General features: G+C 52.4%; 22 protein-coding genes and 1 pseudogene. 15 read left to right on the top strand and 8 right to left on the bottom strand.

The window, feature by feature from the left end:
• Nucleotides 1–148: 148 nt before the first annotated feature.
• The 10 genes from ACI512_RS04630 to xerC all read left to right on the top strand — a co-directional run bounded on the left by ACI512_RS04630 (nt 149) and on the right by xerC (nt 6784).
• On the top strand, nt 149–616 hold the full coding sequence (locus ACI512_RS04630) for a hypothetical protein (protein ID WP_405121649.1): 468 nt from the start codon (nt 149–151) through the stop codon (nt 614–616).
• A complete protein-coding gene (locus ACI512_RS04625) occupies nt 613–933 on the top strand; it encodes a pyocin activator PrtN family protein (RefSeq protein WP_184744335.1) in 321 nt (106 codons plus the stop codon). The genes ACI512_RS04630 and ACI512_RS04625 overlap by 4 nt, the downstream gene beginning before the upstream one ends.
• An 89-nt stretch (nt 934–1022) precedes the next feature.
• Complete coding sequence (locus tag ACI512_RS04620; RefSeq protein ID WP_405121648.1) at nt 1023–1421, top strand: hypothetical protein; 399 nt, start codon at nt 1023–1025, stop codon at nt 1419–1421.
• Complete coding sequence (locus tag ACI512_RS04615) at nt 1418–1639, top strand: hypothetical protein (RefSeq protein WP_405121647.1); 222 nt, start codon at nt 1418–1420, stop codon at nt 1637–1639. Before ACI512_RS04620 ends, ACI512_RS04615 begins: the two co-directional genes overlap by 4 nt.
• Nucleotides 1636–2178, top strand: a complete 543-nt coding sequence (locus ACI512_RS04610; protein ID WP_405121646.1) for a phosphohydrolase — start codon at nt 1636–1638, stop codon at nt 2176–2178. Before ACI512_RS04615 ends, ACI512_RS04610 begins: the two co-directional genes overlap by 4 nt.
• Nucleotides 2179–2451: 273 nt before the next feature.
• Nucleotides 2452–4443, top strand: a complete 1992-nt coding sequence (locus ACI512_RS04605; RefSeq protein WP_405121645.1) for a DNA cytosine methyltransferase — start codon at nt 2452–2454, stop codon at nt 4441–4443.
• Nucleotides 4440–4691 (top strand): hypothetical protein, encoded by a 252-nt coding sequence (locus tag ACI512_RS04600; protein ID WP_405121644.1) that lies wholly within the window; start codon nt 4440–4442, stop codon nt 4689–4691. The genes ACI512_RS04605 and ACI512_RS04600 overlap by 4 nt, the downstream gene beginning before the upstream one ends.
• 82 nt (nt 4692–4773) lie before the next feature.
• On the top strand, nt 4774–5436 hold the full coding sequence (locus ACI512_RS04595; RefSeq protein ID WP_405121643.1) for a hypothetical protein: 663 nt from the start codon (nt 4774–4776) through the stop codon (nt 5434–5436).
• Nucleotides 5433–5639 (top strand): DUF4224 domain-containing protein, encoded by a 207-nt coding sequence (locus tag ACI512_RS04590; RefSeq protein ID WP_405121642.1) that lies wholly within the window; start codon nt 5433–5435, stop codon nt 5637–5639. The genes ACI512_RS04595 and ACI512_RS04590 overlap by 4 nt, the downstream gene beginning before the upstream one ends.
• Nucleotides 5636–6784: a tyrosine recombinase XerC gene (gene xerC, locus ACI512_RS04585; protein ID WP_405121641.1), complete on the top strand. Its 1149-nt coding sequence runs from the start codon at nt 5636–5638 to the stop codon at nt 6782–6784. Before ACI512_RS04590 ends, xerC begins: the two co-directional genes overlap by 4 nt.
• Here xerC and ACI512_RS04580 read toward each other — a convergent pair.
• The 3 genes from ACI512_RS04580 to ACI512_RS04570 all read right to left on the bottom strand — a co-directional run bounded on the left by ACI512_RS04580 (nt 6781) and on the right by ACI512_RS04570 (nt 8733).
• Nucleotides 6781–7185: a hypothetical protein gene (locus ACI512_RS04580; RefSeq protein WP_405121639.1), complete on the bottom strand. Its 405-nt coding sequence runs from the start codon at nt 7183–7185 to the stop codon at nt 6781–6783. The two genes, xerC and ACI512_RS04580, sit on opposite strands and share 4 nt — an antisense overlap.
• 160 nt (nt 7186–7345) lie before the next feature.
• A complete protein-coding gene (locus ACI512_RS04575) occupies nt 7346–7852 on the bottom strand; it encodes a hypothetical protein (RefSeq protein WP_405121638.1) in 507 nt (168 codons plus the stop codon).
• Nucleotides 7853–7863: 11 nt separating this feature from the next.
• The gene (locus ACI512_RS04570) at nt 7864–8733 is read right to left on the bottom strand and encodes a TIGR04255 family protein (RefSeq protein ID WP_405121637.1); all 870 of its coding nucleotides are present in this window, start codon (nt 8731–8733) and stop codon (nt 7864–7866) included.
• Nucleotides 8734–9273: 540 nt separating this feature from the next.
• Between ACI512_RS04570 and ACI512_RS04565 the strand changes: the two genes are divergently transcribed.
• Nucleotides 9274–10596, top strand: a complete 1323-nt coding sequence (locus tag ACI512_RS04565; RefSeq protein WP_236383763.1) for an integrase arm-type DNA-binding domain-containing protein — start codon at nt 9274–9276, stop codon at nt 10594–10596.
• A gap of 9 nt (nt 10597–10605) precedes the next feature.
• On the opposite strand, the gene ACI512_RS04560 is transcribed toward ACI512_RS04565, so the two are convergent.
• Nucleotides 10606–12594, bottom strand: coding sequence for an RNA-binding domain-containing protein (locus ACI512_RS04560; RefSeq protein WP_405121636.1), 1989 nt, complete (start codon nt 12592–12594; stop codon nt 10606–10608).
• A gap of 1143 nt (nt 12595–13737) precedes the next feature.
• On the opposite strand from ACI512_RS04560, the gene ACI512_RS04555 reads away from it, so the two are divergent.
• The 4 genes from ACI512_RS04555 (at nt 13738) to ACI512_RS04540 (ending at nt 18151) form a co-directional block, all read left to right on the top strand.
• Nucleotides 13738–14718 carry an integrase domain-containing protein gene (locus ACI512_RS04555; RefSeq protein WP_236383477.1) on the top strand — a complete coding sequence of 327 codons (981 nt, stop codon included), beginning with the start codon at nt 13738–13740 and terminating at the stop codon, nt 14716–14718.
• On the top strand, nt 14715–14990 hold the full coding sequence (locus ACI512_RS04550; RefSeq protein ID WP_236383475.1) for a hypothetical protein: 276 nt from the start codon (nt 14715–14717) through the stop codon (nt 14988–14990). The genes ACI512_RS04555 and ACI512_RS04550 overlap by 4 nt, the downstream gene beginning before the upstream one ends.
• A gap of 191 nt (nt 14991–15181) precedes the next feature.
• Nucleotides 15182–16507, top strand: a complete 1326-nt coding sequence (locus tag ACI512_RS04545; protein ID WP_405121635.1) for a DUF6602 domain-containing protein — start codon at nt 15182–15184, stop codon at nt 16505–16507.
• A gap of 339 nt (nt 16508–16846) precedes the next feature.
• Entirely contained in the window at nt 16847–18151 is a 1305-nt protein-coding gene (locus ACI512_RS04540) for an ATP-binding protein (RefSeq protein WP_236383470.1), read from the top strand.
• A gap of 421 nt (nt 18152–18572) precedes the next feature.
• Here the strand turns inward: ACI512_RS04540 and ACI512_RS04535 are convergent, their stop codons facing one another.
• The 4 genes and pseudogenes from ACI512_RS04535 to ACI512_RS04520 form a co-directional block, all read right to left on the bottom strand.
• Nucleotides 18573–19100: a DUF4231 domain-containing protein gene (locus ACI512_RS04535; protein ID WP_236383469.1), complete on the bottom strand. Its 528-nt coding sequence runs from the start codon at nt 19098–19100 to the stop codon at nt 18573–18575.
• Nucleotides 19101–19419: 319 nt separating this feature from the next.
• A complete protein-coding gene (locus ACI512_RS04530) occupies nt 19420–20607 on the bottom strand; it encodes a DUF6575 domain-containing protein (protein ID WP_405121634.1) in 1188 nt (395 codons plus the stop codon).
• Nucleotides 20600–21001, bottom strand: a complete 402-nt coding sequence (locus ACI512_RS04525) for a hypothetical protein (RefSeq protein WP_405121633.1) — start codon at nt 20999–21001, stop codon at nt 20600–20602. The genes ACI512_RS04530 and ACI512_RS04525 overlap by 8 nt, the downstream gene beginning before the upstream one ends.
• A gap of 814 nt (nt 21002–21815) precedes the next feature.
• Nucleotides 21816–22169, bottom strand: a pseudogene (locus tag ACI512_RS04520) (SDR family oxidoreductase); the annotation flags it as partial.
• Nucleotides 22170–22209 lie beyond the last annotated feature (40 nt).

Genomic DNA, 22209 nt, shown 5'->3' with positions numbered 1-22209 from the left:
GCATGGCCGCGCCAGTACGCCCGCAAGATCACGGCGATGCGAACCCGCGAGGAACGCGTCGCCGCGCTGGCAGAAGTACCGGAGCACCTACGCGCTCTGGTACGTACCCACGTTGAGATCGCATGGAACCACCCCCGAGGGAACACACATGGACCGCAAACTGATTGACACCCTACTGATCGAACTACTGAACCTGCCTGAAGAACGTCGTACGGCTGAGAAAATTCTTGCCAACCTCACCCTGGCCGCAACTGCCGCCGACGTTTCCCTCACCATCACCGGCGCACCGCTGCAAATCGAGCACCTTCAACTGGCGGCCGCTCTCGACCAACTCGTGATCGATCTCGGCCCCAACTACCGTGCTCGAGCCATGCTGCGCCTTGGCAATGGCATTGAAGGCGTTGAACTGGGTGCCGTTCTCGAACCGCTAGACAGTACCTCACCACTACCGCGTTTCGTAGCGTTTGCCAGCACGGCACGTACAGCACTGGCAGCCATCAACCGAGACATTCGAGCGAGCCACCAACCCCGCACTAAAGAACCGACGCAACGTAAATCTGGAAAGCTGACGCTCGGCACGCTCAAGGCGCAAGTAGATAAGGCGAATGCAGCATGACGGCCTCCGTACAGCGCGAACTGCGCCTGCCGATAGCGCCCAGAAGTCAGACCGTTGACCTGTTGTACCGAACGCTCGGGGATCTGCTCGTACCCGTCGAACAGGTACGTGAACGCTACTTCAGCAATCTCAACCAGGACAACTTCACTCGTGCACTGACAAGCGGCCGTGTAGCGCTACCCATCACCACTCTGGATACCAGCGCCAAGCGCCCCCGCTTTATCGACATCCGCCATCTGGCCATCTTCATTGATACACAGGCAGATGCTGCGGACGAGGAGCTGACAAACACTCAACCCCAGCCAGACGAGCGATGACTTTTTGACCGACACACGTCGATAACAGTTGCACCACCGCAACCGCTGCACCACCAGCCAAGCGGTATACAACCCAAGGAGCAAACCAAATGACAGCATTTGAAATTTTCGCCCTGATCAGCTTCGTAATCGCCGTCGCCATTCTGTACTGGGTCGGGTATCGAGGCGGACTGAAGGATGGCTGGAGCGAAGGTTACGACGATGGCCACACTAATGGCTACATCGAGGGCATTGAAGAGGGCGAGTCGTCGAGTGCTACCGCTCTTGAAAAGGCCACGCGCCGATGCGAACGCCTGGAACTGATTTTGATCAGGGAACCCCAGGACCGTCAGATCCTGACGGCCATCGCGGGAAAACTCAAACTCGCCGCCGATTTCTTTCAAGCGATCAATTCGGAAAGCCACGCCACTCAAGCACTCGTTTTGCGTGACCACGCTTTGAGCATGGCTGCCGAGTCGGATTCCTTTCACCAGGAGGATCCAGCATGAGCCGCCCAATCCGAGCGCTGCGTCTGACGCCCCAGGCCGCCGGAACACTGCAACAGCAGTACACCAAGGCCATGAAGGAACTGAGCGCAGTGACTCGCCATAACAAAGAGTTCGACCGGCAGTTGAAAGCGCTGATCGGTTACGACGCCCTGCGCGAGTTGCATAAGGCAGCTGACAATGCCCTGTTGCTGGCAGATCTCGTGAAGGAGGCCGCATGAACTGGATCCTCACCCACACCGGCAAACGTTTTGATCTGTTCGAGCCTGACGCCGATATGATCGATCCCCGGGACATCTCCCACTCACTGGCACACCTCTGCCGCTTCAACGGGCACAGCCGCGAATTCTACAGCGTGGCGCAACACAGCTGCATCGTCGCCGAGCTGGTGCCGGAAGAACACAAGCTCGCCGCCTTGCTCCACGACGCGCCAGAGGCGTACCTGGGCGACATGACCAAGCCACTTAAGCAGTGGATACATGCATACCAGGACTTTGAAGACTGGGTATGGCAACGCGTGTGCCAGCGCTTCGACATTGCTGCAGAACTTCCTGCATGCGTTCACCAGGCCGACTTGATTGCGCTGGCCACCGAACGCCGCGACCTCATGCCAACCGATCCGGCTATCTGGGATTGTTTGGTCGGCATACAACCTATGGCCGAAATCATCCGTCCATGGCCTGCCGCAGAAGCCCGACTCACGTACCACCAGCGCCTGATGGACCAACTCGCTGTCGAACATCGGAGGAAAGCGGCATGAAGAACCAACAGGAAAACACCAGCGCCCTGCCCGCTGTGCTCCGCAGCACTAGTGGTGTCGACACGTCAGAAACAAACAGTCTCTGCTGCGCAGCAGCAGGCATTATTGCTCCTTCAAGCGCCACTGCCGAGGCACGTATACCCCACGAAAAGCTGCGCGGGGCAGCGGCCAGTGATGCAACGCTTACCGCTTCGGGACGCCCGCCCGCGCAGCCTGTCGTGGGGTATATGCACGTTTCGGGGAATTGCTGCTTTGCCGCGCGGGAGGCCTCCCATGCTTAAGCGCACCCTCACCCACTTCCATCTTTGCTGCGGCCTCGGCAGCGGCGCTGCTGGTTTCAGCGACTCCAAACCGGTCCTGGGACCTGTGCAAGCTGAATGGCGCTGCCTCGGCGGGGTCGACGTCGACCCCGCCGGGTTACGCGATTTCCAAATGATGACCGGCGTACCTGGCACGCTGATGGACCTGTTCACACGCGAGCAATTCACGGCGTTCCACGGCCAGCAGCCTCCCGCCGGCTGGAAGGAAGCCACCGCCGAGGATCTGCGCCGCGCTGCCGGCAACGAAGATCCGGATGCAGTGTTCATCAGCAGTCCCTGCAAGGGTGCCTCGGGCCTTTTGTCCGAGACCATGAGCCAGACACCCAAATACCGGGCGCTCAATGAGCTGACGTTGCGCTGCGTATGGCTTATGTGCGAAGCCTGGAAGCACAACCCGGTGTCGCTGATCGTGTTCGAAAATGTACCGCGCCTGGCCACTCGTGGCCGGTACTTGCTGGACCAGATCACCAAACTGCTAAGGCACTACGGCTACGCGGTGGCTGAAACCACCCACGACTGTGGCGAAATTGGCGGATTGGCCCAGAGCCGAAAACGCTTCTTGCTGGTGGCCAGGCATGTCGAGAAGGTCCCCGCGTTCCTGTACGAACCAGAGAAACGCAGCCTGCGTGCAGTCGGTGACGTGCTGAGCCGCATGCCCCTGGCAGGCGATATAGATCAGGCAGGGCCGATGCAGCGCGTGCCGGCGTTGCAGTGGAAAACATGGGTACGCCTGGCCCTGGTCGAGGCCGGGAAGGATTGGCGCAGCCTGAGCCGCTTTGCGATCGAGGACGGGCACCTGCGCGACTTCGTGATCGTGCCTGACTACCACAACGGCGTACTCGGGGTTGTCGATTGGGACGATACAGCCGGGGTGGTTGCAGGTGCGAGCCGCCCAATGAACGGCAAGTTTTCCGTGGCAGATCCGCGACCCACCAACAAATTCGAGTACACCCAATTCGGCGTGTTGCCCTATGACCGCCACTGCGGTGTAGTAACCGGTCAGCGCAGCGCGGGGCAAGGGACGTTCAGCGTTGCTGACCCGCGCATGACAGGCGAGCGTCACAATAATGTGTTCCGCGTGGTACGCAATGACCAAACCGCCGGCACTGTCACTGCAGGGCACGGGCCGAGCTCTGGCGGGCAGGCAGTGGCCGAACCTCGGCAACCGTCCAAGGGTTTCGGCAAATACCTGGTCACCGACTACAGCAAGCTGGCCGGCACCGTCATCGCCGACAGTACCACCGGACAAGGCGCTTTCGCCGTGGCCGATCCCGCCTACAAAAAATGGCACCCGAATGCCAGCACGCAAAAGTTGCGGATCACGCCCTGGTGCGAAAGCACTAAGACCGTGACTGGCTCGCAACAGGTTGCCAGTGGGGCGTTATCGATCGCAGATCCTCGCCCAGGAATGTCGCGCAGCAAGGGCGATGCGTACCTGACTGGCGGGCATTACGGCGTGGTCGACTACCACACGCCGGCCGGAGCCGTGTCCGCCAGCGCTTGTCACGACAATGGGCGGTGGTCGGTTGCAGATCAGCGCATGCCGGCGCACAACGATCGGCTGACCTGCATGATCACCAGCCTCGACGGGACCTGGCACCGGCCGTTCACCACGCTGGAGTTGGCCGCGCTGCAATCACTGTTCGACCCAGAAGATCACTGTTCAGCAGATCCACAGACCGCCCATGAGATCGAGCGCATGCAGCGCGTTCGCAAGATTGAACAGGCGGGAGTCTTCCGACTGGACGGAATCAACGACGGCCAGCACCGAGAGCGGATTGGGAATGCAGTACCCCGTGCGGCAGCTAGGGCAATGGCCGATGTGTTCGGCATGACACTGCTGCTTTCCGAGGCAGGAGAGACGTTCATGCTCAGCAACGTTTCGGTTTGGGTGCAGCCGGTGGCGATTGCTCTGAGTATGGCCCAGCAGGAGGTTGGCGTATGACCGTTTTCCTACTGCTGTACCTGTGCGCAGACGCAACCCGTACAGATTGCCAGGTGGTAGAGGCTGATAGCTGGAAGGGACCTCACGCCTACGAGCAATGCATCGACGTCGTGCCAGGTCTGACCAAAGCGCTGACTGCGCCCAACCGTAAACGACACAGCTTCGTTTGTGAAATCCAATCCAACGGCGCACATACCGCCGACCAGAAGTTACCGCCATCGCGCGCTCATCAATCGTTTCGGATGTAACAGGGAGATCAGCCATGACCCAACTCCTAGCGTACTGCTGGTGCCTGCTGGCACTGGCACAACTGATTTGCTGAGGTGATTTATGAGTGATCCGAAACCGATAACTCGCGACGGGCTATCGCCCATTCAGTGCCGCATGCTCGATGGTTTAGCAGCAGGTAGTCGCCTTTATTCCGAGCGCTCATGCACAAACTTGACTATGAAAGCGCTGGAGAAGCGCGGACTTGTGCGACTTGAATGGGTAGAACGGATAGTGGGCAATCCATATAGCCGCCGAGAAAACTGGATGTGTACTGATATTGGCAGAGCACTGGCGAGTAATACGCAAACGATTGACTGCATGCCGAAACGATACCGAGCAAGCATTGGCAAATGGGGTGCGTCTAGGACTGAATCGGTATACCTGTGTTCTGACATTGATGAGATGAACGAGGGCTTATTCAAATCGGTTTCGGCATTGCGCGACCTGCTTGATGGCCGAGATCGTCGTGACAGCGTGCAGCGCTTCTGGTCCTACAACGCACAAAACATCCGCTGCGTTCGTGAGTCGGACTACGACGCTCTAGTGCAACGACTCGCTAACGCCGAGGCTGCCCTGAAGTGGGAATTGGAGCGAAACACGTTGTTACTAGCCCAATTTCAGGACGCTCAAGCCAAGCCCCAGGGGGAGCCAGTGGTAATTATTGATATTGTTTACAACGGAATGATCGAAGGGCTGCATATCCGTAAGCGGGAGGCAGCATGAGCGCAGCCCGTGTACTTGAGTTTGAAGACTTACAACGCGTAACCGGATATAGCCGCCGGGCAGACGTTGAAAAAGCGCTGCGCTCCCAAGGAATTCGAATTTTCAGTGGACGAAAGGGGCCCTGGACTACGGTGGATTTGGTCAATCAGGCAGGCGGACTAAAACCCGTGGATAGCGACAGCTACGGTGCGGACATCGTATGAAACGTGGTCGAAAGCGCCAACACAATCCAAACATCCCTGGGCACATTGACCAGGCGGCTTTACCGCGCTCAGTCTATTTCGACCATAGGGGCTCTGGGTGCTGGTACATCCTGTATTTCAATGAGGCCGGGCGGCGACAGCGGCAGAATCTTTGCGCGGGTAATGTGACGCTTTCAGAGCTTCACCGCCTCATCGAAGAGCGCAACGGCGTAGACCGCGACAGCCTGCAGTACCTCTGTGATGAATTCCACAAAAGCGATCAGTACAAGGGTCTCAGCCCCAAGACGCACGACGACTACGTTTACTCTCGAGATGTTCTGTTGGCGCTCCCTACCAAGCTCGGCAAGCCGCTGGGCGATTTGGCAGTGTTGAAGTTCACGCCGGCGCTGGTCCAGCGGATCATTGATAAGATCGCCCAGGAAGGCAAGCCATCTAAAGCGGCACATGCCCTACGCTATCTGCGCCGCGTGATGCAATGGGGGCGTAACCGTGGATTCGTGAAGGACAACCCGGCCAAGGGCATCGAGTCGCCGAAAGAACGCAAGCAGCGCAGGCTGCCAGACTCCAGCGTTATGGTGAACCTAATCAAGTTCGCCCACCAACAAGGCCAGTTGAAGCGCGGCGAGAAAGGCGCGTGTTCACCTTACCTATGGTACGTGATGGAAATTGGGTACCTGTGCCGGCTAAGAGGGATTGAGACAATAACGCTCACTGACGAGAACGAACTTGCCGAAGGCGTGCTCACTAACCGCCGCAAGGGCAGCCGGGATAATATTGTCCGTTGGACGCCTCGGCTGCGCGCGGCCTGGGATGCGGCTAAGGCTGTGAGGACCAGCACTTGGGAGAGAATGAAGAAGCCAGTACCGTTCCGACCTGGACAGCGCTTTCTGATCGTTTCAGCTAGCGGTGGACCGCTGTCGAAATCTGGCCTTGATACCGCATTTCAGCGGCTGATCAGCCAGGCAATCGAAAAAAAGGTACTTACAGAAGAACAACGGTTCGGGATGCACGACTTCAAACGCAAAGGCATCACCGACACGGCGGGCACGCGAGCCGACAAGCAGCAAGCATCAGGTCACAAAGATGAAGCGATGATGGACGTCTATGATTTGAGCTTGCCTTTGGTAGATCCATCCGGAGGCTAACCGTTTACCGGCACCTTTGTGAATGCGTCTGCGAGGTCCTTGCGAGCTTGCTTCTTTTCCGCATTCGAACGTCCCGCAACTTCGAAAACGTCGACATGAACTACGTTGTCCTCGAGAGCAGTATCGTACACCGCTAAGAGCCTCTTGTTATCCATCATCAGGCTACGAAGCGCCACGCAGGTCGCAGTGACGGCTCCAAGGTAAGTTCTCTCGGGCCTGTCATCTGGCTTGGCCAGATTGTAAGCCACAGCCTGCTGGCGTCCACGCTCATGACTTTGCGGGTCGATCGCTGCCGTATCAGCTCTTTCGCAAGATAAGCCTTTATCCTTTGCATCGGAAAACAGCGCAGGGAGCACTTCACCATCGTGCAAATGCAGCGGTGAAAAAACGAATCTGTGCAAATGCTCCTCCGCGCGTACCACGCAAGGAGAGAATTTACTGACGGATTCACACTCGCAGTATGCATTCGGAAAGCTGGCGTCGATCAGCTTAGCGCGGGTAGAAACCTCGCCCCTTCCAGTCGGTAATCCTTCAAACAATGCCCTACACGACATATATAAGTCAGACCAAACCCAAATGGGCCAAGAAGCCGGAATGAAGAACCGCTTCGTTAAGCGCCAAATCGGCACTCGCGAATCTTAGGTCAGGCGCGTTGTATATGTAGTGGAATGTCCCGTCACCAGGGAAGGATATCTCGATGTAGCTATCGGCCTCCTTCCAAAAGAGGGAAATCTCCCCGTCACCGGCCAGCATGGGGATGGGAGCTTCAAATCTAATCGGAAGGACGTGCAGAAACTCAACGGCGTTGACCCACGAGGCATAGGTGGCGGGCACTCCGCCGTATCCGTCCCAGTCGTGATCCGCATGGAGATACGAATGTAGCTTCGCGTAAAGCCTGCTCATACCCACATCCCTGCTATTGGAGTGTGTGGGAGGTAGCTGCACAAAAAAACCCGTAAGCCCTTGAGGGATCACCGTTTTAGGCGCGTTTTTGGTAGTCGGGATCTGCACCACATATGGTGGAGGCTGATCCACAATCGTGGACTGTGTTTCCATAGCTACGGCCATAGCAACTCTCCTTAGTTGGGATGGACTGTGTTGAACGAGATCATATCTTTAACCTGATCCGTCAGCATATCCCCCACTACCAATTTATTCTGGTCATGCAGGTATTGGAATACGTCATTCATCTGATCGTTCAACTGACCATTTACAACCGGGTTGAACATTTCGAACAGCTGATACTTGTGGGCTGTCGTAATTTGAACGTCGAACACCGAAGCTGTTTCGGTGACATTTACATTCACGTTGGTCAGAAGCTTACCACGAAGGCCGAAATCGGGCCGGCTGAAATAGCCATGATGAGAATGGAAAGCGTCAGTCAGCGAAGTGAAAGTCGACGGCAAGTACTTATTCCGCGGGCTAAAAAGCTCTATAAGGGGCTGAGCTTCACCTCGTGGGAAACTCACCTTGAAGGCGTCCGTATACTGCAAAGACAGCGCAGAGAACTTCGTGTCTCCCAGCCAAGGGGTGAGAATTGACAGATACTTCCTGACCTCTGCCCACAATCCAGCCCAGCGCACGTATTCGCCGCACAAAATGATGAGCGCATTGGCCTGAATGTTGACTGAAAGCGCTGGCTCGCCGTTTGGCTTAACCCTATCGAAAGCAATGCCTGAGATTGGCCCTGCTGGGCCAAAGGGTCCACCAAATGGACTGGGAAACGGCGCGCCGAAAAATTGCTCAACACCCGCCCCTTGGGGGATGTTCAACATCATCTGCTGCTGCTTAGAAACCCGAGGCAACTCCCCCACCAACTGGTCGTGGAGCTGAGTCCCTTCAAGCAAGCTGGCGAAAGCATGCGGAGGCAATGGCGCAGAGAACTCGAACAGAAACAATACGTTACTGATCGCGTGTTTACCGCCGTGCGGCTTGATAGTAGCTGCCATGGAACCTCAAAGGATCTTGTACAAAGCTTTAGCACTATATATAGCAGCTGCAAAAGGAATGCGCATGACTCGCCTGCGTCGTTCACCCTACCGCTGTGGCCGCCGATAGTAGCACAGCGTACTCGTCCGTCTAACGCCAAAAGCGAAGCACGACGGCGCATAGATGCCTGCGAATCTGGAGCAGTTATCCACAACCGGAGCCAAATCACCAATAAAAAAGCGTGTGTTTACCACGTACATTCAATCGGCAGCAACCTGTGAAACATGAGGCGCAGCTTGTGCGTCGCGTACATAAAATGTTCGCAAGCCTATGATTATCTAAGCTAAGGTAACTGACTTGTAATCAGTAGGTCCCGGGTTCGACTCCTGGTGCCGGCACCATACAAAGTTCCAGAGAAGGCTTTCAAAATCTCTGGAACCCCCGAAAAACCCGCCTTCTGGCGGGTTTTTTCGTTTTGGGGTTCCATCGGTTTCCGTCAGAAACTGGTGGATTCCAATCGTTTTAGGGGTAAGGTAATTCGATAAAGGGGGAGTACCCTTATGTCGCGCACCACTGCTCCACTCTCCGATTCGGCTTGCCGCTCAGCCAAGCCCACCGACCGCGCCTACAAGCTTTTCGACGGCGACGGCCTCTACCTTCTAGTCCAACCCAATGGCCGTAAAGGCTGGCGTTTCAGGTATGTAAAACCTGATGGCCGTGAAGGACTGACCTCCTTCGGCAACTACCCCGCGGTCGGCCTCGCCGATGCGCGCGACAAGCGCCTGGAGGTCAAGCGGATGCTGGCGAAAGGCGTCGACCCCATAGAGACCAAACACCAAGCCAAGACGCAGGCCGCAATCAAAGGCCGAACTTTTGAAAGCGCCGCACTGGACTGGCACAAGGCGATGTCTGCCAAATGGGCACCGGGCCATGCCAAGACCGTTCTGAGCCGCCTCAAAACCCATGTCTTCCCGCTGATCGGCGCTCGCTCCATTGTCGATCTGGACACCCATGACCTGATGCAACCTCTGGAAGCGATCCAGAAGCGCGGCACGATTGACGTCGCTTTAAGGGTACAAAACTACCTGCAAAGCATCATGCGCGAGGCGAAGCGTTCACGGCAGATCAGCGCAAACCCTGCCTACGACCTCGAAGGCTTGATCAAATCCCCGAGAGTGATTCATCGCCCCGCTCTACCCTTATCGCGTCTGCCTGAATTGCAGGAACGTATCGACACCTACAAAGGCCGCGCACTTACCCGGCTGACGGTCATGCTCTCGCTGCATGTGTTCGTACGCTCCAGCGAACTGCGCTTCGCCCGCTGGAGCGAGTTCGACCTCAAGCGCGGCACCTGGGAGATACCGGACACTCGACCCGCGTTGGAGGGAGTACCCTTTTCAACAAGAGGTACGAAGATGGCCGGGGACATCCATCTTGTACCCTTATCGCCGCAAGCCGTGGCCCTACTTGAACAGATCCACGCCCTCACCGGCAAATTCGACCTGGTGTTTGCAGGCGATGCCAAGCCCTGGAAACCCATGTCTGAAAACACGGTGAACAGCGCACTCAGAAAGATGGGCTACGACACCAAAACCGAAATTTGCGGCCATGGCTTTCGCTCAATGGCCTGTAGCGCGCTGATTGAATCAGGACTGTGGTCCGAGACCGCCATTGAAAGGCAGATGAGCCACAAGGAGCGGAATAACGTCCGAGCTGCTTACATCCACAAGGCAGAGTTCATCGAGGAGCGCAGGCTGATCATGAACTGGTGGAGCCGGTATCTAGAGTCCAACCAGCAGGAGCATGTCACTCCACACGAGTTTGCAAACCAGACCGGGACGAACGTCACGCGGCTCAAGGCGAAAAGCCGCTTGAGGGAGTAGGCCGTTAGCCTACTCCTCGTCCTGCCCACCAACGTACGCTTTGTACGCCTGCCTTTCATGAGTCGGCTTGGACGGAAATGCCAACTGAATCTGCCTACTTTTCACCATTCCATTCAGGTACTGCTGACGGAGGGCATCTGGACTGCGCTTTACCAAATTAGCCAACACGTTGAGCGTCAGATAGTGCTCCTTGCATAGGGTGATAATCACCTGTTGCATACGATCCTTTTGCATGCGCTCTCGATTGCGCGGCTCCTCAGCCAGTATTTCGAGCTTTTCTCGAAACCCTGCATCAAGCCTGTCCAAAGCATCGATCAGCGGCGCGTCAATATGATCGCTCAACAAGCAGCCATCATCGTTTTGCTGCATATCCAGCTCGACCTTATGTTCGGAGCTACCTGCGTTATGTTCGGAGCTAGCCCCGTTATGTTCGGAGCTGCCGGCGTAATGTTCGGAGCTCTGTAGCGGACCTGCGAACACTTGCTCCGGCGTAGGCAGTTGCTCACCCGGCAGGTGATAAATCATGCCCCGTGAGCGCCCGTCGGGCACAAGGAATCCCTCGCGTACCAACCGCGCAAGCAGTTGGCTCAAGTCATGAGCATGAGTATCACAAATCTCAAGGAGACGATTATGGCTGACCACCCGCTCAATCGCGGCCGTGGCCAAAATCAACCTGGCAGTATGTTCCAAGCTCTCGAAACGAACCCCAAATCGCTCTCGTAACTGCTCCACCACCCCTTCAGGAAGCAAGTCCAACATGCGAAGCTCTAGAAGGGTTTGCTCGGGCTCGGGCTTTTCATAAAGGGCTGGCGGTCGCCAATGCTGGCTGCGCCACCCACTGTAGATTTTTGGAACCCCAGAACCACCACGCTCGCCAAGACCGATAAGAAGAAACATTTGGTGCATTAGCCTGTTCCGGCAATCGCTGGTACCACCTTGCAACACCTGCTCAAGGGGTAAACGTAAGCCGCCTGGGTTGCGAAAGCCAAACAAGTCAGGACGCTTCACGACTAACACAGAAACCCGCCCGGTATAGTCCGCATGGACCAAGGTATTAACCAAAGCCTCACGCAGAGCTTCATGTACCGGTGTGTCATCCTGGCGCTGATCACCTTTGAGAGCGAACGGTACCTTTAGGTCCTCAACCAACTTGCGATAAACCCGCCGGTAGAAATCAAACAGATTTCCTGACCAGGTTCCATCAGGGACGAGTCTATCCACCCAACGTAGTTCTGTTTTGGCCTGCGGCCGCTCCTGATAGTCCACAAAATAATGCGGCACACTCTCTTGGATCGAAAGCCAGCGTCCGAACATCAGTAAACCTGCCAGAGTCAGCCCTTCGACTCCGTTCGCTCGGTCCTTTCGCCAGCCGCCTATCTGTCGAAGAAACTCAATCCCTTGGTGCTCCAGCGCTGGATGGCTTGGTTTTATGTCGCTTAGCATCTGGCGGTAGATACGCAGACTGTCCGGATCAATGTCCGCGAAGTCGTAATTCGGCAAAATCCGCTCGTCCCGACAGTCCTCCACTTGCTCTGCGAACATGCGGCGAACATCTTCCTCAGAGCAACGCCGATCACCCTCATGTAATCGACGATAAGTGTTACCTAGCGGCTGACCATTGAGAAATACCGGCTTCTGCTTACGCGAAGCCGCCGGGATTTTCACTTCAAGTACCTGCTTGCCCTCCAACTCTCTGACGACCACCTCCCGGTCAGTCAGCAGATTGACACTGACCTTGGCCGGATTGTTGAGGGTATTGAACAGGTCAGTACGTACTTTCTCGATATTTGATAGGCCTGCAACGCTGAACTGCCCATCCTTCTCGCGCACGCCAAGCAGTACTACCCCACCCTGAGTGTTAGCAAAAGCGGAGTAGGTTAACCAGAAATCCTTAGGCAACTCTCCCTTCCCATCCTGCCCCTGAGCGAGCTTGCATTCGAGCTCGACAGATTCAACCAGCGAGGGCAGGTCTTCAAGGGTGTGGGGATTGAGTGACATCAAAGACTTCCTAAATGATCAGCCTGCTTCACGTAGCTGCAAAAGGTCGAAGAAAAGACATACGTGCGGGGATTGTACTCAGTCTTCCATAGTCGCACGCAACTCGACGAGCGGAGACTGATCATGAACTGGTGGAGCCGATTCCCAGTCACCCATCAGCAGGAGGATGTCACTCCTCACGACTCTGCACGAATGTCACACGGCCAAAAGCCAATCGCGGCGCAGCAAAGTAAGCGTACGTTCTCGAAATCTCGATGATCCGTTTGTCCACGCGGGTCCATCCAAACAGGGCTGCAAAGCCGCCCTGCTTGGATGGACCTCACTTAAAAAATCTAAAGCTCATCCAACTGTCTGTGGAAAACCACGGATTTCCACCGGTGGATAATTTCATCCACAGCCGCAGTACTCCCGAAAATTCGAGCCTTGACCCAAATTATCCACAGGCGTAGAAAAGATCGGGCAAAGCGCTGTCGTTGACAGCAACCCAAGTAGCCAGAACCTTTATGGCTACGCCATACCGTGGTGGTTCCCCCAAAGTGCGATTAGAGTCCGGCGGCTCGCACGGCCACAGCGATGTGATGGATGCCCACTTCTACCAGAGTGCCACTGCGGCAACTCATACCCTTTTATAGCTGCCCTGCAGCAACCTATTCGCTTGGCCATTTCATTGCGCCAACCTGCGCCCGTCTCTTTCTCCCGGAAAGAGACGGGCGCTCCTACCGCTGCTGCAGCCCAACTCGTACAAGGCTTTGCGGCGTTTCCCCTCGTGACAATCGGCGTGACAATCACCGAAGTCACCAGCAACAGCGATGCAGATGATGGTGCCGCAGCCCACGGAATGGGCTGCACCTGACTGACAGTCAGGCATGCTCCGATCATCGCATAGCTGCCTTCACCCGACTCAGGATCTCGCGGCGCCGGTCTCGTCAGCCAGTGCAGCCTCCACCCGCCCACTTCCTAGGAAGTGCTCAGGAGGCCAGATCATGAGATGCCCAAGCTCCCGGTCGTAAAGAGCCGCCAGTCCCGCGTTAGCGGACAACCCTCACAGGTCGCAGGGGCCTTGATCCCTGATAACACTCAACATTCTTGGCGGGATGACGTGGGGAAGGTTTGAAACGTTTTGGCTTCGAGAGGAGTTCGATCATGGCACTGGTCGGTAAACGGGATGGGCGGAACTTTTGCTATGGCCGGCAATTGAGCTATGCCGGGCCGCAAGCGCTGAAAGATCTGTTTGGCGATGGGCATTATGGGACGGTCAAAGCGCACAGTGATCGCTGGCAGGCGTTTGTACGGTGGTGTCGGTCGGAGGATGGACCAGGATTTAACGATGCGCGGCAGATTGATCGGCAGACCTTACTGGATTACGCAGGACACTTACGCCAGCAGGTTGCACAAGGAGCTATCGGCATCGCGACTGCGCAAAACCGATTGTCCAGCGTGAACCGAACCATGGCCGCGCTTCGCGGTGATCAGTCCGTGAAAGTACCGCGCCCAAGCAAGGCGTTGGGAATGCAGCGGGCCAGTGCTCGTCGCTCAGTGCCGCAAGGCCAAGACCGCGAACACGTGAAGCGGATCGTAGAGGTGTTTTGCGCACACCAGCAGCCGCGTGCCGCGGCCATCGCTCAGTTAGCGCGAGCCACCGGCAAGCGTCTACGTGAGGCCATTTTAGCCGACCTTCCGCGCCTAAAGCGTGAGGCCGAACAATACGGCAAGATCAACATTCAGGACGGCACCAAAGGTGGCCGCTCGGGTGCGTCAGCTCCTCGTTGGATTACGGTAGATGATCATATTCGTGATGTGCTGAGGTTTGCCGATCAGGTCTCGCCCGACGGTAGCCGCAACCTACTTGCACCGCACGAAAGCTACCTCGATTTCCAACAGAGAATCGTCCGCCCCTCACGGAACATCCTCAATAAGCACCACCTCAAAGGTTTCCACGAATTGCGGGCGGCCTATGCATGCGAACGCTACGAGCAAATCACCCATCATCCTGCGCCCATCAACGGTGGCCATTGCGATCAGCTTAACCGACACCTAAATCAGGAGGCCCGAGCAAAAATCAGCTATGAACTGGGGCACGGTCGTATCGACGTAGTTTCGGCTTACATCGGGGGCCCAGCATGAGTAAGGTATTCGATATGGAACTGTTCCTGGCTGGAGTCCTGACCGGATCGCACACCACCCGCCAACGCCACCTGCGTCAGGCGAAGGCTATCCAAACAGCTATCGCTGAACGCTGGCAACGCGACAATCCATGGACTTGGCAGAGAAAACACCTTGCGTGGTTTTTGAATCACCACCTAAACCAGCACACTGAATCGACGCGCTATTACTATTTGCTGACCATACAATTGGTCACGACTCGCTTAGGAAAATCCTGGAAGCTCAACGACTAGGCGAAGGTCAGCAACCAACCCAAGCTGTGTGAAAATGCCGCTAGGGTCAATAGCGGACATCCGATTATGGTTCATATTGGCCTCAGGCGAGGCCTTATTCAACCATAGCGCGGGCGCCTGTTAACCTGTAACCAACTTGGTAACCTGATCTACTCAGAACAATGAACCTAGCAAATAATGGGGACTAACAAATGATTCGCAAGGCATCCGAACTACTTGAGCGTTTCATAGAAGTTGAGACGCAAAAGCTAGATGGCTTTGACATGCCTCACATGCCGACGCTAGGAAGTGCATATGAGGAAATTACAAAGCAAGGCATATATCAAGACTTTGCGATCCCCAAACACCTAGATCTAAGAGTGGTATCTGGTTTTATATCTATTGAGGGCCGAATGCTGCCTCAACAAATCGACTGCATGCTGGTACATGGTGAAGGCAAGCAGTTTGGACGGACGCAACAATTCGATTACGACATAGAGAGTGTTCTATGCATCTTCGAAGTTAAAAAAACACTTCGAAAGAGCGACTACGTTGACGCTATTGATCACCTTGCTACTATCAGGAAAAAATTTGCAGAAAATTTCGAAAAAAAATTAATAAACGAAAATTACAAACCCAATATTGCCCCTGCCCGAAGATGGTTCTCGCAAATAACAGGAAAAATCGCCCCAGAAAATTATCTGGACATGCACTCTCTCCCAAAGAGTGAAGGAATACTTTTTTATACCCTTATCCAAGAGTCATTGGCCCCGATGACTATTATCCATGGATACGAAGGATACAAAACAGAACAAGGTCTAAGATCCGCTTTTTTAGACATTATTGAGGAGAAATGGAAGCAAGGCGGCGAAGGTTTAGGGATCCCAAGCATTCCCACACTGGTAACCTCTAATAGGTATTGCCTTGTAAAAGGAAATGGAGTGCCATTTTTGGTTCTAACAGAAAAAAACGAGTGGGTATCCGTATTTTCGACTTGCCATAACTCAGCAAAGTTAATACTAGAGCTTATCTGGTCAAAAATCGCAATTTACTTTGATGTAAATATGCCGTGGGACGATGGACTTCATATGGATAGCATCGAACCTCTCTTGATTGCTACGGCAGTAGAATCAGATGTCAGTGCCGGCTGGATGTACAATACGCGAGAACTAAAAGAAAAGCATCTTAAACGCGACGATAACAACTGTTGGGAGCCTTCGAAACTAAGTAAGGCAGCAGTATCCGCAATAGATATTATGGCGATGCGTGGTGGGTACCTACCGACTGATGAAGACATGAACAAATATTTATTGAACGAGCACGGTACGACTACACAGGAGGTCGCAGAACAGCTCATATTAACTCGCGAATTCATGAGAGATGGAGAGTACATAAGGCCAATACATATGCAAACATACCTAATTACAAACGAGGATGAAACAGGGTTCGTTGCATCAGAGCTTGAGCGGTTTGACTTATGGTGTGCAGAAAATGGAGTAGAACCACATTATATCAATATCTTTTTTTTAGAGGAGTAGATAGTTTTGACTGCCAGTCCTGTTGACGTAGCACTGAAGACTTCTCTCCGAAGGGAGATCCATCTGAACGGCAACTTTAAGTCCAGGCTGTGTGAGAACGCATGCACTGCGTTGAAGTCTTTTCCTTACTAAAAACGAGTGCTGTGTCCTTATAACCTGAGTGTTATGAATGACAACAATGGGTCGACACTGTCCTTCGCGAAAGACAGATATCGACTCAAAGCTACCAGCAACCACGTACAGAAGTCCGCTAAGGGCAGTCATTCGAATATCATAAACATCTCTATAATTTGGCTAATTGACGTCTGCAAGCCGGACTACGGGCTTAGAGGATCATATATGTATGTAAAACACGTCTCGCTTATAAATTTTGGTCCATTTATCAAGGCAGATTTCGAGTTTTCGGGGGCTGCCATCAACATCGTGGTGGGGGCCAACGCAACCGGGAAGACTCAGCTTTGTGGTGCCATAATTGCTGCGATCGTGGGACGGCCTGCTATCCAGACTCGCGAAGGTGCCACTGGACCGTCAGAGGTATCAGTCACACTGATTGAAGGTTTTTTAACTGAGATGGCGACGCTTTATGTCACAGAGAACTCGCCTGGGAGGGTTTCCGTTTCACAGGAGCCATGTCCATTGGCGATTCAAATCTTAGCCACAATGAGTGACCCTTACGGGGCGCGCCTGGTTCTAGCGGAAGGAGGCGAATCGCATGACCTGATAAATGACGATCTGAAAGTAATCGAGAGCGAGTTACCGGAAAGTATTAAGTATCACGAGCGATGGTTACAGATGCGTAACAACTGGTCATCCAATCAATATATCGGATCACGAGGCGAGAACGACTTAGCTCTCGTTGTGCGAGAGTTAGCTATACGAAAAAAAACAAAATCAAACCTGCCGCTTTTGATAGATGGCCTCGGGATGCATTGGGATCAAGCAACTGGGGTCTTTGCAATTGAGGTTTTAAACGAAATAGCAAAAATTTCCCAAGTAGTCGTTTTCACAAACCGGGAGGACTTTTTCGTGAATGGCACAACCATCGAAATTTTTCAACCTGAGAGGAGGTCAGATGCATTGGCGGGTTACAACAACCGTCTCTTCGCGCCACAAAGCACTGGGCGCAGACGGAGGCAAATTCCAGCGTGGATAAAAGGGGCTAAATTCCCGAACCAAGAGAACCGCGTTTGCGAACTGAAGGAGATAAAAGGAAATAATCCAATAGGGTCAATAAAATCACTCGTCGATCAATATGCGGTAGCGTTCATGAACGCTGGAGTTTCGCAAAATGGCTCAATATATTGGGGTGTTCGCGACGAAGACTTATCTATTATTGGTGTGTCTTTATCAGAGCGAGAATGTGATGAGCTTCGGCGAGTTGTCACAGAGAAGCTCCATAAAATTGCACCCGCGATAGCACCGACTGCTTATCAAATAGAATTGCATCCCGTAAGTGACGGTATGAAAATTATTGACAGTCTATATCTCGTCGAGGTGAGAATCCCAGCAGTTCGCCGCACCTTGCTATTCGCAACGGGAAGTCAAGAAGTTTACGTTAAAACTGACGCAGGAAAGCGACGATTGTCCGCAGTAGAAATTCAATGTGAGCTACTGAGACGAGTGGGAGTCGAGCCATCTTTCTAAAATTTTTCTAAATACTATAATATTGAACTTGGTGTCAGCGCAGCGAACTATAGTTGAGCGAAACGAATTCAAAAAAAACACTGATAGTTTCAGCCATAAGGAACTAGTCACGACTTCAACTCTTATAGAGTAGCTCGATCGGCACAAAGCCACCCTCGTACTGGATAATTCGGGGACAGACCACAATTCCTAGCTTAAATGATATGCAGACGCTAGATTAATCTAGCGTCTATCCCCGCCCCCCCCCGAAAACCTGCCATCTGGAAAGTTCTTTCGTTTAACGGTTCGACTTCGGACGGGAGCTCCTAAAATGAAGCATATACTAAAGTTCTTCTTGATTCTTAGGCGCCCAAGTACATTAACAGACGCCATGTTTCGACTCAGATAAGGTGGCTTGCCCCCCTGACTTCTACTTATGCACTCACTCCTGAGGCGAAACTCTTGGCTGGGCATGCTTTGTCGCTTCAACCGTTTCACTTGCCATAGTCATCACATTTAGCGTCGCGGAATTTTCTATCGCTATAGCCTCCTCCACTCTTTCTACAAATAGCCGAAACGCCTCTTGATCATTCATTCCGAAATATCGACCCACCCTAGACCGATACAAAAACTCTTCATGACCTAACAACTGTTCGGTAGATCGATAATTTTTCCACTGTTCCCTATAGTGGTAAACGCTCTCTAACGACACCGCAATAACAACCAACAAACTAATAACAGTAAGGAGAAGCTGTATTACCGAAACACCTAAAACAATATACGAAAATGACACATTCGCTAAAACAGGTACAACACTTCCTCCAACCACAGAGAAGGCACGCATATACAAATACCGACTTTTCATTCTTACAGCTTTCTTATCATACCAGCCTTTATATTGAGCCACCCTATCAGCAATATAAGACTCAGGAGATATTGGAACCAATGACGACATCTCATCGCTACGCATTTATAGTACTCCAGAAAAACCTAAACAATATGGTCAAGCTCAAAACGAAAAAGGCCGCAGATTTATTTTTCCTCCACCGCGAGGGGGGGGGTAATCCCAACCTAAAATATTCCTTCAGCAGGTATAGAACATGGGCACAGATTTATTTTCCGTCTAGCAAACCATCTCCAATAGACGATTCAAGCTTAAACTAGAAAACATACCTAATTTTTTCCGAGAGAAAAAACTATAAATACCATACAGAAACTCGCATACCCGTAGCGCACATTTAAATCATTGGTTATTTTTTGGAGTATATTTCCCGAATACTCAAACAAAATCACTCTATCTTAGAAAGCGAAACAAGCAACCACCGTACCGTTTCATGTCCAGACATCGAACTGACTTGGACCGCCTTCTTCAAAACAGCTTTATACATATCATTTATTTTCGAATGCCTTACACTTGTTACAGCCTCATCCAAAACCTTACCACTATACTCAACATTATCATTAGTACGCAATCTATAGCGATTAGTTCGGGTATCCAATCCAAGCAACTCTGCAATCACTACGTGCTCAGTAGACATATCAACTTCGATCTGCGATACAATTTCATATGCTTTGTCAACTTGCTCCCTTGACAAGGTCACTGACTTACTCAGCTCTTTATTTGGTGATCCCCATTCTATTTTAATCGGGGACCCAAGCATTTTTACCTCTTTCAAGAAAGCCCTATATTTAGAGGTTACACGCGCACGTAACAAGTGAAGCTGATTGCTCAGCTGATCTTCATCATCACCAGCCAACATCAACACCATCATTAACTGCAATGACTCAGCCAATAACGAATTAGAAAAAAGCTCGACATTTAAATTTGATTTAAATTGAATACCAAAAGAACCTTCGAATATTTGACAAGCATTCAATCTGGTTTTATCTAAAACCGCCGCAGGAATTGGACCTTTGACTGTGACGTTCCCCTCAACTGTTTGACCAAGAGCGTCAACCAACTCCTGAGAGGTAATTAACATATGACCCAATGATCTAATTCCGATCTCGGGTAAATTGGTGTCAACAGGATATAGATGTATATTATAAGTCTCCCTATTTGATGATAATGCTGCTTCCTCTGCATCAATAGCGCCTAAACCGTACTTCTTTCTAGTTGTAGACTTAAGAAATGCATTTTCTGTCGGAAGATCATCTAGGGGAACCTGTTCTGGAAAAATGAATTCTACTAACCCCACCCCATAGAAATTCGTTTCAACCTTTGCTAGATATCCGTCCTCTGGTAACAAAAAAGCTTGATTTAAATTCATTCTCCGATCGATTAATGTATTAATTCGATCTATAGAAATAGGCAAATAAAGCCATTCAAAGCGCTCACCATCATCATAAGTTGAGACCACTAGAAAAAAAGAGCCTGACCGATTTCTACATGTAAAAAGACGTGGAAAATCAAAGAACTCAAAAACCTCAAAGAACGTCAACTCTCCGAGCTGCGTAGATACTGGAAGACTAAGCATTGCTTGACTCCCTAGCAATTACTGTAAATACATCAACAATATTTTGGATATTTTCCGGAAGCCACCAAGTTTTATGCCCCTGGCAATTAGACGAAGGCGTACTGGCCCATACTCCTAACGGGGCACTAAACTTCGCCACCGCGATTTTCTTCTTTTTCATGGCCGGCACAGCCTCCGCCAACTCGTAACAAGCGGAAAGATCTGCATAAACAGAAAGCCCACGCGCATTACATTCCTGAGTTCCCCAATCATGCTCTGGCTTTAGATGATAATAGCTTAAAAAATCTTTAGCAGCTGGGTTGCGACCGTTGATAAATCGATATACGACCCCAGCAGTAGAACTGGCAGAAGAGGGAGGACACTGATTAGGATAATGTGCAGGCCAAGTCATCATATCTTACTTCCATGTTTCTTTATCGTAGAAGAATATCTTAGTCGATCTAATAATTCAACAACCGCCATTAACCCTCCACGCTAATCAGAACGTCTTTAAGGGGAAATAACTTAAGCTTTCGATAGAAGCCAATTATTGAACTGATCTGAAATATCAAAATTAATATTCATCCATTCCCACTTTTATATTCCATTTAAATGGCGTTATAAGGTTTTTCATTTGTTGCCCTTGGAAGGTAGCAAAATGCCACTCGATCGTCCACATCCGACGATGCATCGCTAGGTGGTAAACCTATAGAGTTCGCAAGTCATCGATCATCCCCACCTATGGGTGATACGAAGAGTTCGGCCGACGTGGGGCAATGTAGTCAACTGCTTCAGAAGCCCGATTCGAGTCCATCAAACGCCATAACTAGCTGATTTATTTATAGTTACCAGTTGGGGTACGCCAAATTTTCCACCGACTTCCAGACCCACAAAAAACCTAGCCGCACCGAATGCTACCGTTCGTCTGGTGCCGCACCATATCTCGAAGCCCCGCAATGCGGGGCTTTTTGGTTTCTGAGGGTTGGAAAGCACGAAAAATTTTGGGCGCCGTTTTGGCCGAAATGCCCAAAAAAAGCCCACACTTCATTTTTGCTCAACCGACGCCCTCACCTGGTTGATAGCTTCTCCGACCTTGTCACCTTCTGCCTATTTCCCGGAAGAGCTCAATTTCTTAAAGTGCCAAATGGCAGGTGAACCCCCTTCCCAGCCTGCGCACAACCTCACCAAGACAAGATAACGCCCGGCCCAATCAAGCCGGGACGTGTAGATCAATGCCCGGCACTCTGCCCGCCATCTACATGAAGACTCTCCCCCATCACGAACCCCGCATTCTCCAGATAAATAATCGCCTGGGCGATTTCACTCACCTCCCCCATGTGCCCAACCGGGTGCATTTGCCCCAGCGCAGCATGGCTTTCCTCGCCATGCATCGGCGTCTTGATGATCCCCGGGCTTACCGCATTCACTCGGATACCGCGCTTGGCGTATTCAATCGCCAATGATTTGGGCGCTGAGTTCAGGCCGCCTTTGGTGATGTGGACGATGTCGCCGGCGTTGTTCTTTTCCATCTCGGCAATGGCAAGTTGAGTGATATAGAAGAAGCCGTAGGCGTGCATCGGGAGGGGATAAAGATGGGGCCGGGTACATCATCAGTGCCGTGGT

The sequence above is a fragment of the Pseudomonas petroselini genome, assembly GCF_045037875.1.
In the GTDB taxonomy this organism is placed as follows: Bacteria; Pseudomonadota; Gammaproteobacteria; order Pseudomonadales; family Pseudomonadaceae; genus Aquipseudomonas; species Aquipseudomonas petroselini.
This window is presented reverse-complemented; position numbering and strand designations above follow the sequence as displayed.

Excerpts from the sequence above, each read along its gene's own strand:
- ACI512_RS04595 (WP_405121643.1), top strand. The coding sequence starts at position 4,774 with ATGAGTGATCCGAAACCGATAACTCGCGACGGGCTATCGCCCATTCAG.
- ACI512_RS04570 (WP_405121637.1), bottom strand. The coding sequence starts at position 8,733 with ATGGCAGCTACTATCAAGCCGCACGGCGGTAAACACGCGATCAGTAAC.
- ACI512_RS04630 (WP_405121649.1), top strand. The coding sequence starts at position 149 with ATGGACCGCAAACTGATTGACACCCTACTGATCGAACTACTGAACCTG.
- ACI512_RS04620 (WP_405121648.1), top strand. The coding sequence starts at position 1,023 with ATGACAGCATTTGAAATTTTCGCCCTGATCAGCTTCGTAATCGCCGTC.
- ACI512_RS04535 (WP_236383469.1), bottom strand. The coding sequence starts at position 19,100 with ATGCGTAGCGATGAGATGTCGTCATTGGTTCCAATATCTCCTGAGTCT.
- ACI512_RS04540 (WP_236383470.1), top strand. The coding sequence starts at position 16,847 with ATGTATGTAAAACACGTCTCGCTTATAAATTTTGGTCCATTTATCAAG.
- ACI512_RS04600 (WP_405121644.1), top strand. The coding sequence starts at position 4,440 with ATGACCGTTTTCCTACTGCTGTACCTGTGCGCAGACGCAACCCGTACA.
- ACI512_RS04545 (WP_405121635.1), top strand. The coding sequence starts at position 15,182 with ATGATTCGCAAGGCATCCGAACTACTTGAGCGTTTCATAGAAGTTGAG.
- ACI512_RS04530 (WP_405121634.1), bottom strand. The coding sequence starts at position 20,607 with ATGCTTAGTCTTCCAGTATCTACGCAGCTCGGAGAGTTGACGTTCTTT.
- ACI512_RS04605 (WP_405121645.1), top strand. The coding sequence starts at position 2,452 with ATGCTTAAGCGCACCCTCACCCACTTCCATCTTTGCTGCGGCCTCGGC.
- ACI512_RS04550 (WP_236383475.1), top strand. The coding sequence starts at position 14,715 with ATGAGTAAGGTATTCGATATGGAACTGTTCCTGGCTGGAGTCCTGACC.
- ACI512_RS04615 (WP_405121647.1), top strand. The coding sequence starts at position 1,418 with ATGAGCCGCCCAATCCGAGCGCTGCGTCTGACGCCCCAGGCCGCCGGA.
- ACI512_RS04610 (WP_405121646.1), top strand. The coding sequence starts at position 1,636 with ATGAACTGGATCCTCACCCACACCGGCAAACGTTTTGATCTGTTCGAG.
- ACI512_RS04590 (WP_405121642.1), top strand. The coding sequence starts at position 5,433 with ATGAGCGCAGCCCGTGTACTTGAGTTTGAAGACTTACAACGCGTAACC.
- ACI512_RS04625 (WP_184744335.1), top strand. The coding sequence starts at position 613 with ATGACGGCCTCCGTACAGCGCGAACTGCGCCTGCCGATAGCGCCCAGA.
- ACI512_RS04565 (WP_236383763.1), top strand. The coding sequence starts at position 9,274 with ATGTCGCGCACCACTGCTCCACTCTCCGATTCGGCTTGCCGCTCAGCC.
- ACI512_RS04525 (WP_405121633.1), bottom strand. The coding sequence starts at position 21,001 with ATGATGACTTGGCCTGCACATTATCCTAATCAGTGTCCTCCCTCTTCT.
- ACI512_RS04560 (WP_405121636.1), bottom strand. The coding sequence starts at position 12,594 with ATGTCACTCAATCCCCACACCCTTGAAGACCTGCCCTCGCTGGTTGAA.
- ACI512_RS04575 (WP_405121638.1), bottom strand. The coding sequence starts at position 7,852 with ATGGCCGTAGCTATGGAAACACAGTCCACGATTGTGGATCAGCCTCCA.
- ACI512_RS04555 (WP_236383477.1), top strand. The coding sequence starts at position 13,738 with ATGGCACTGGTCGGTAAACGGGATGGGCGGAACTTTTGCTATGGCCGG.
- xerC (WP_405121641.1), top strand. The coding sequence starts at position 5,636 with ATGAAACGTGGTCGAAAGCGCCAACACAATCCAAACATCCCTGGGCAC.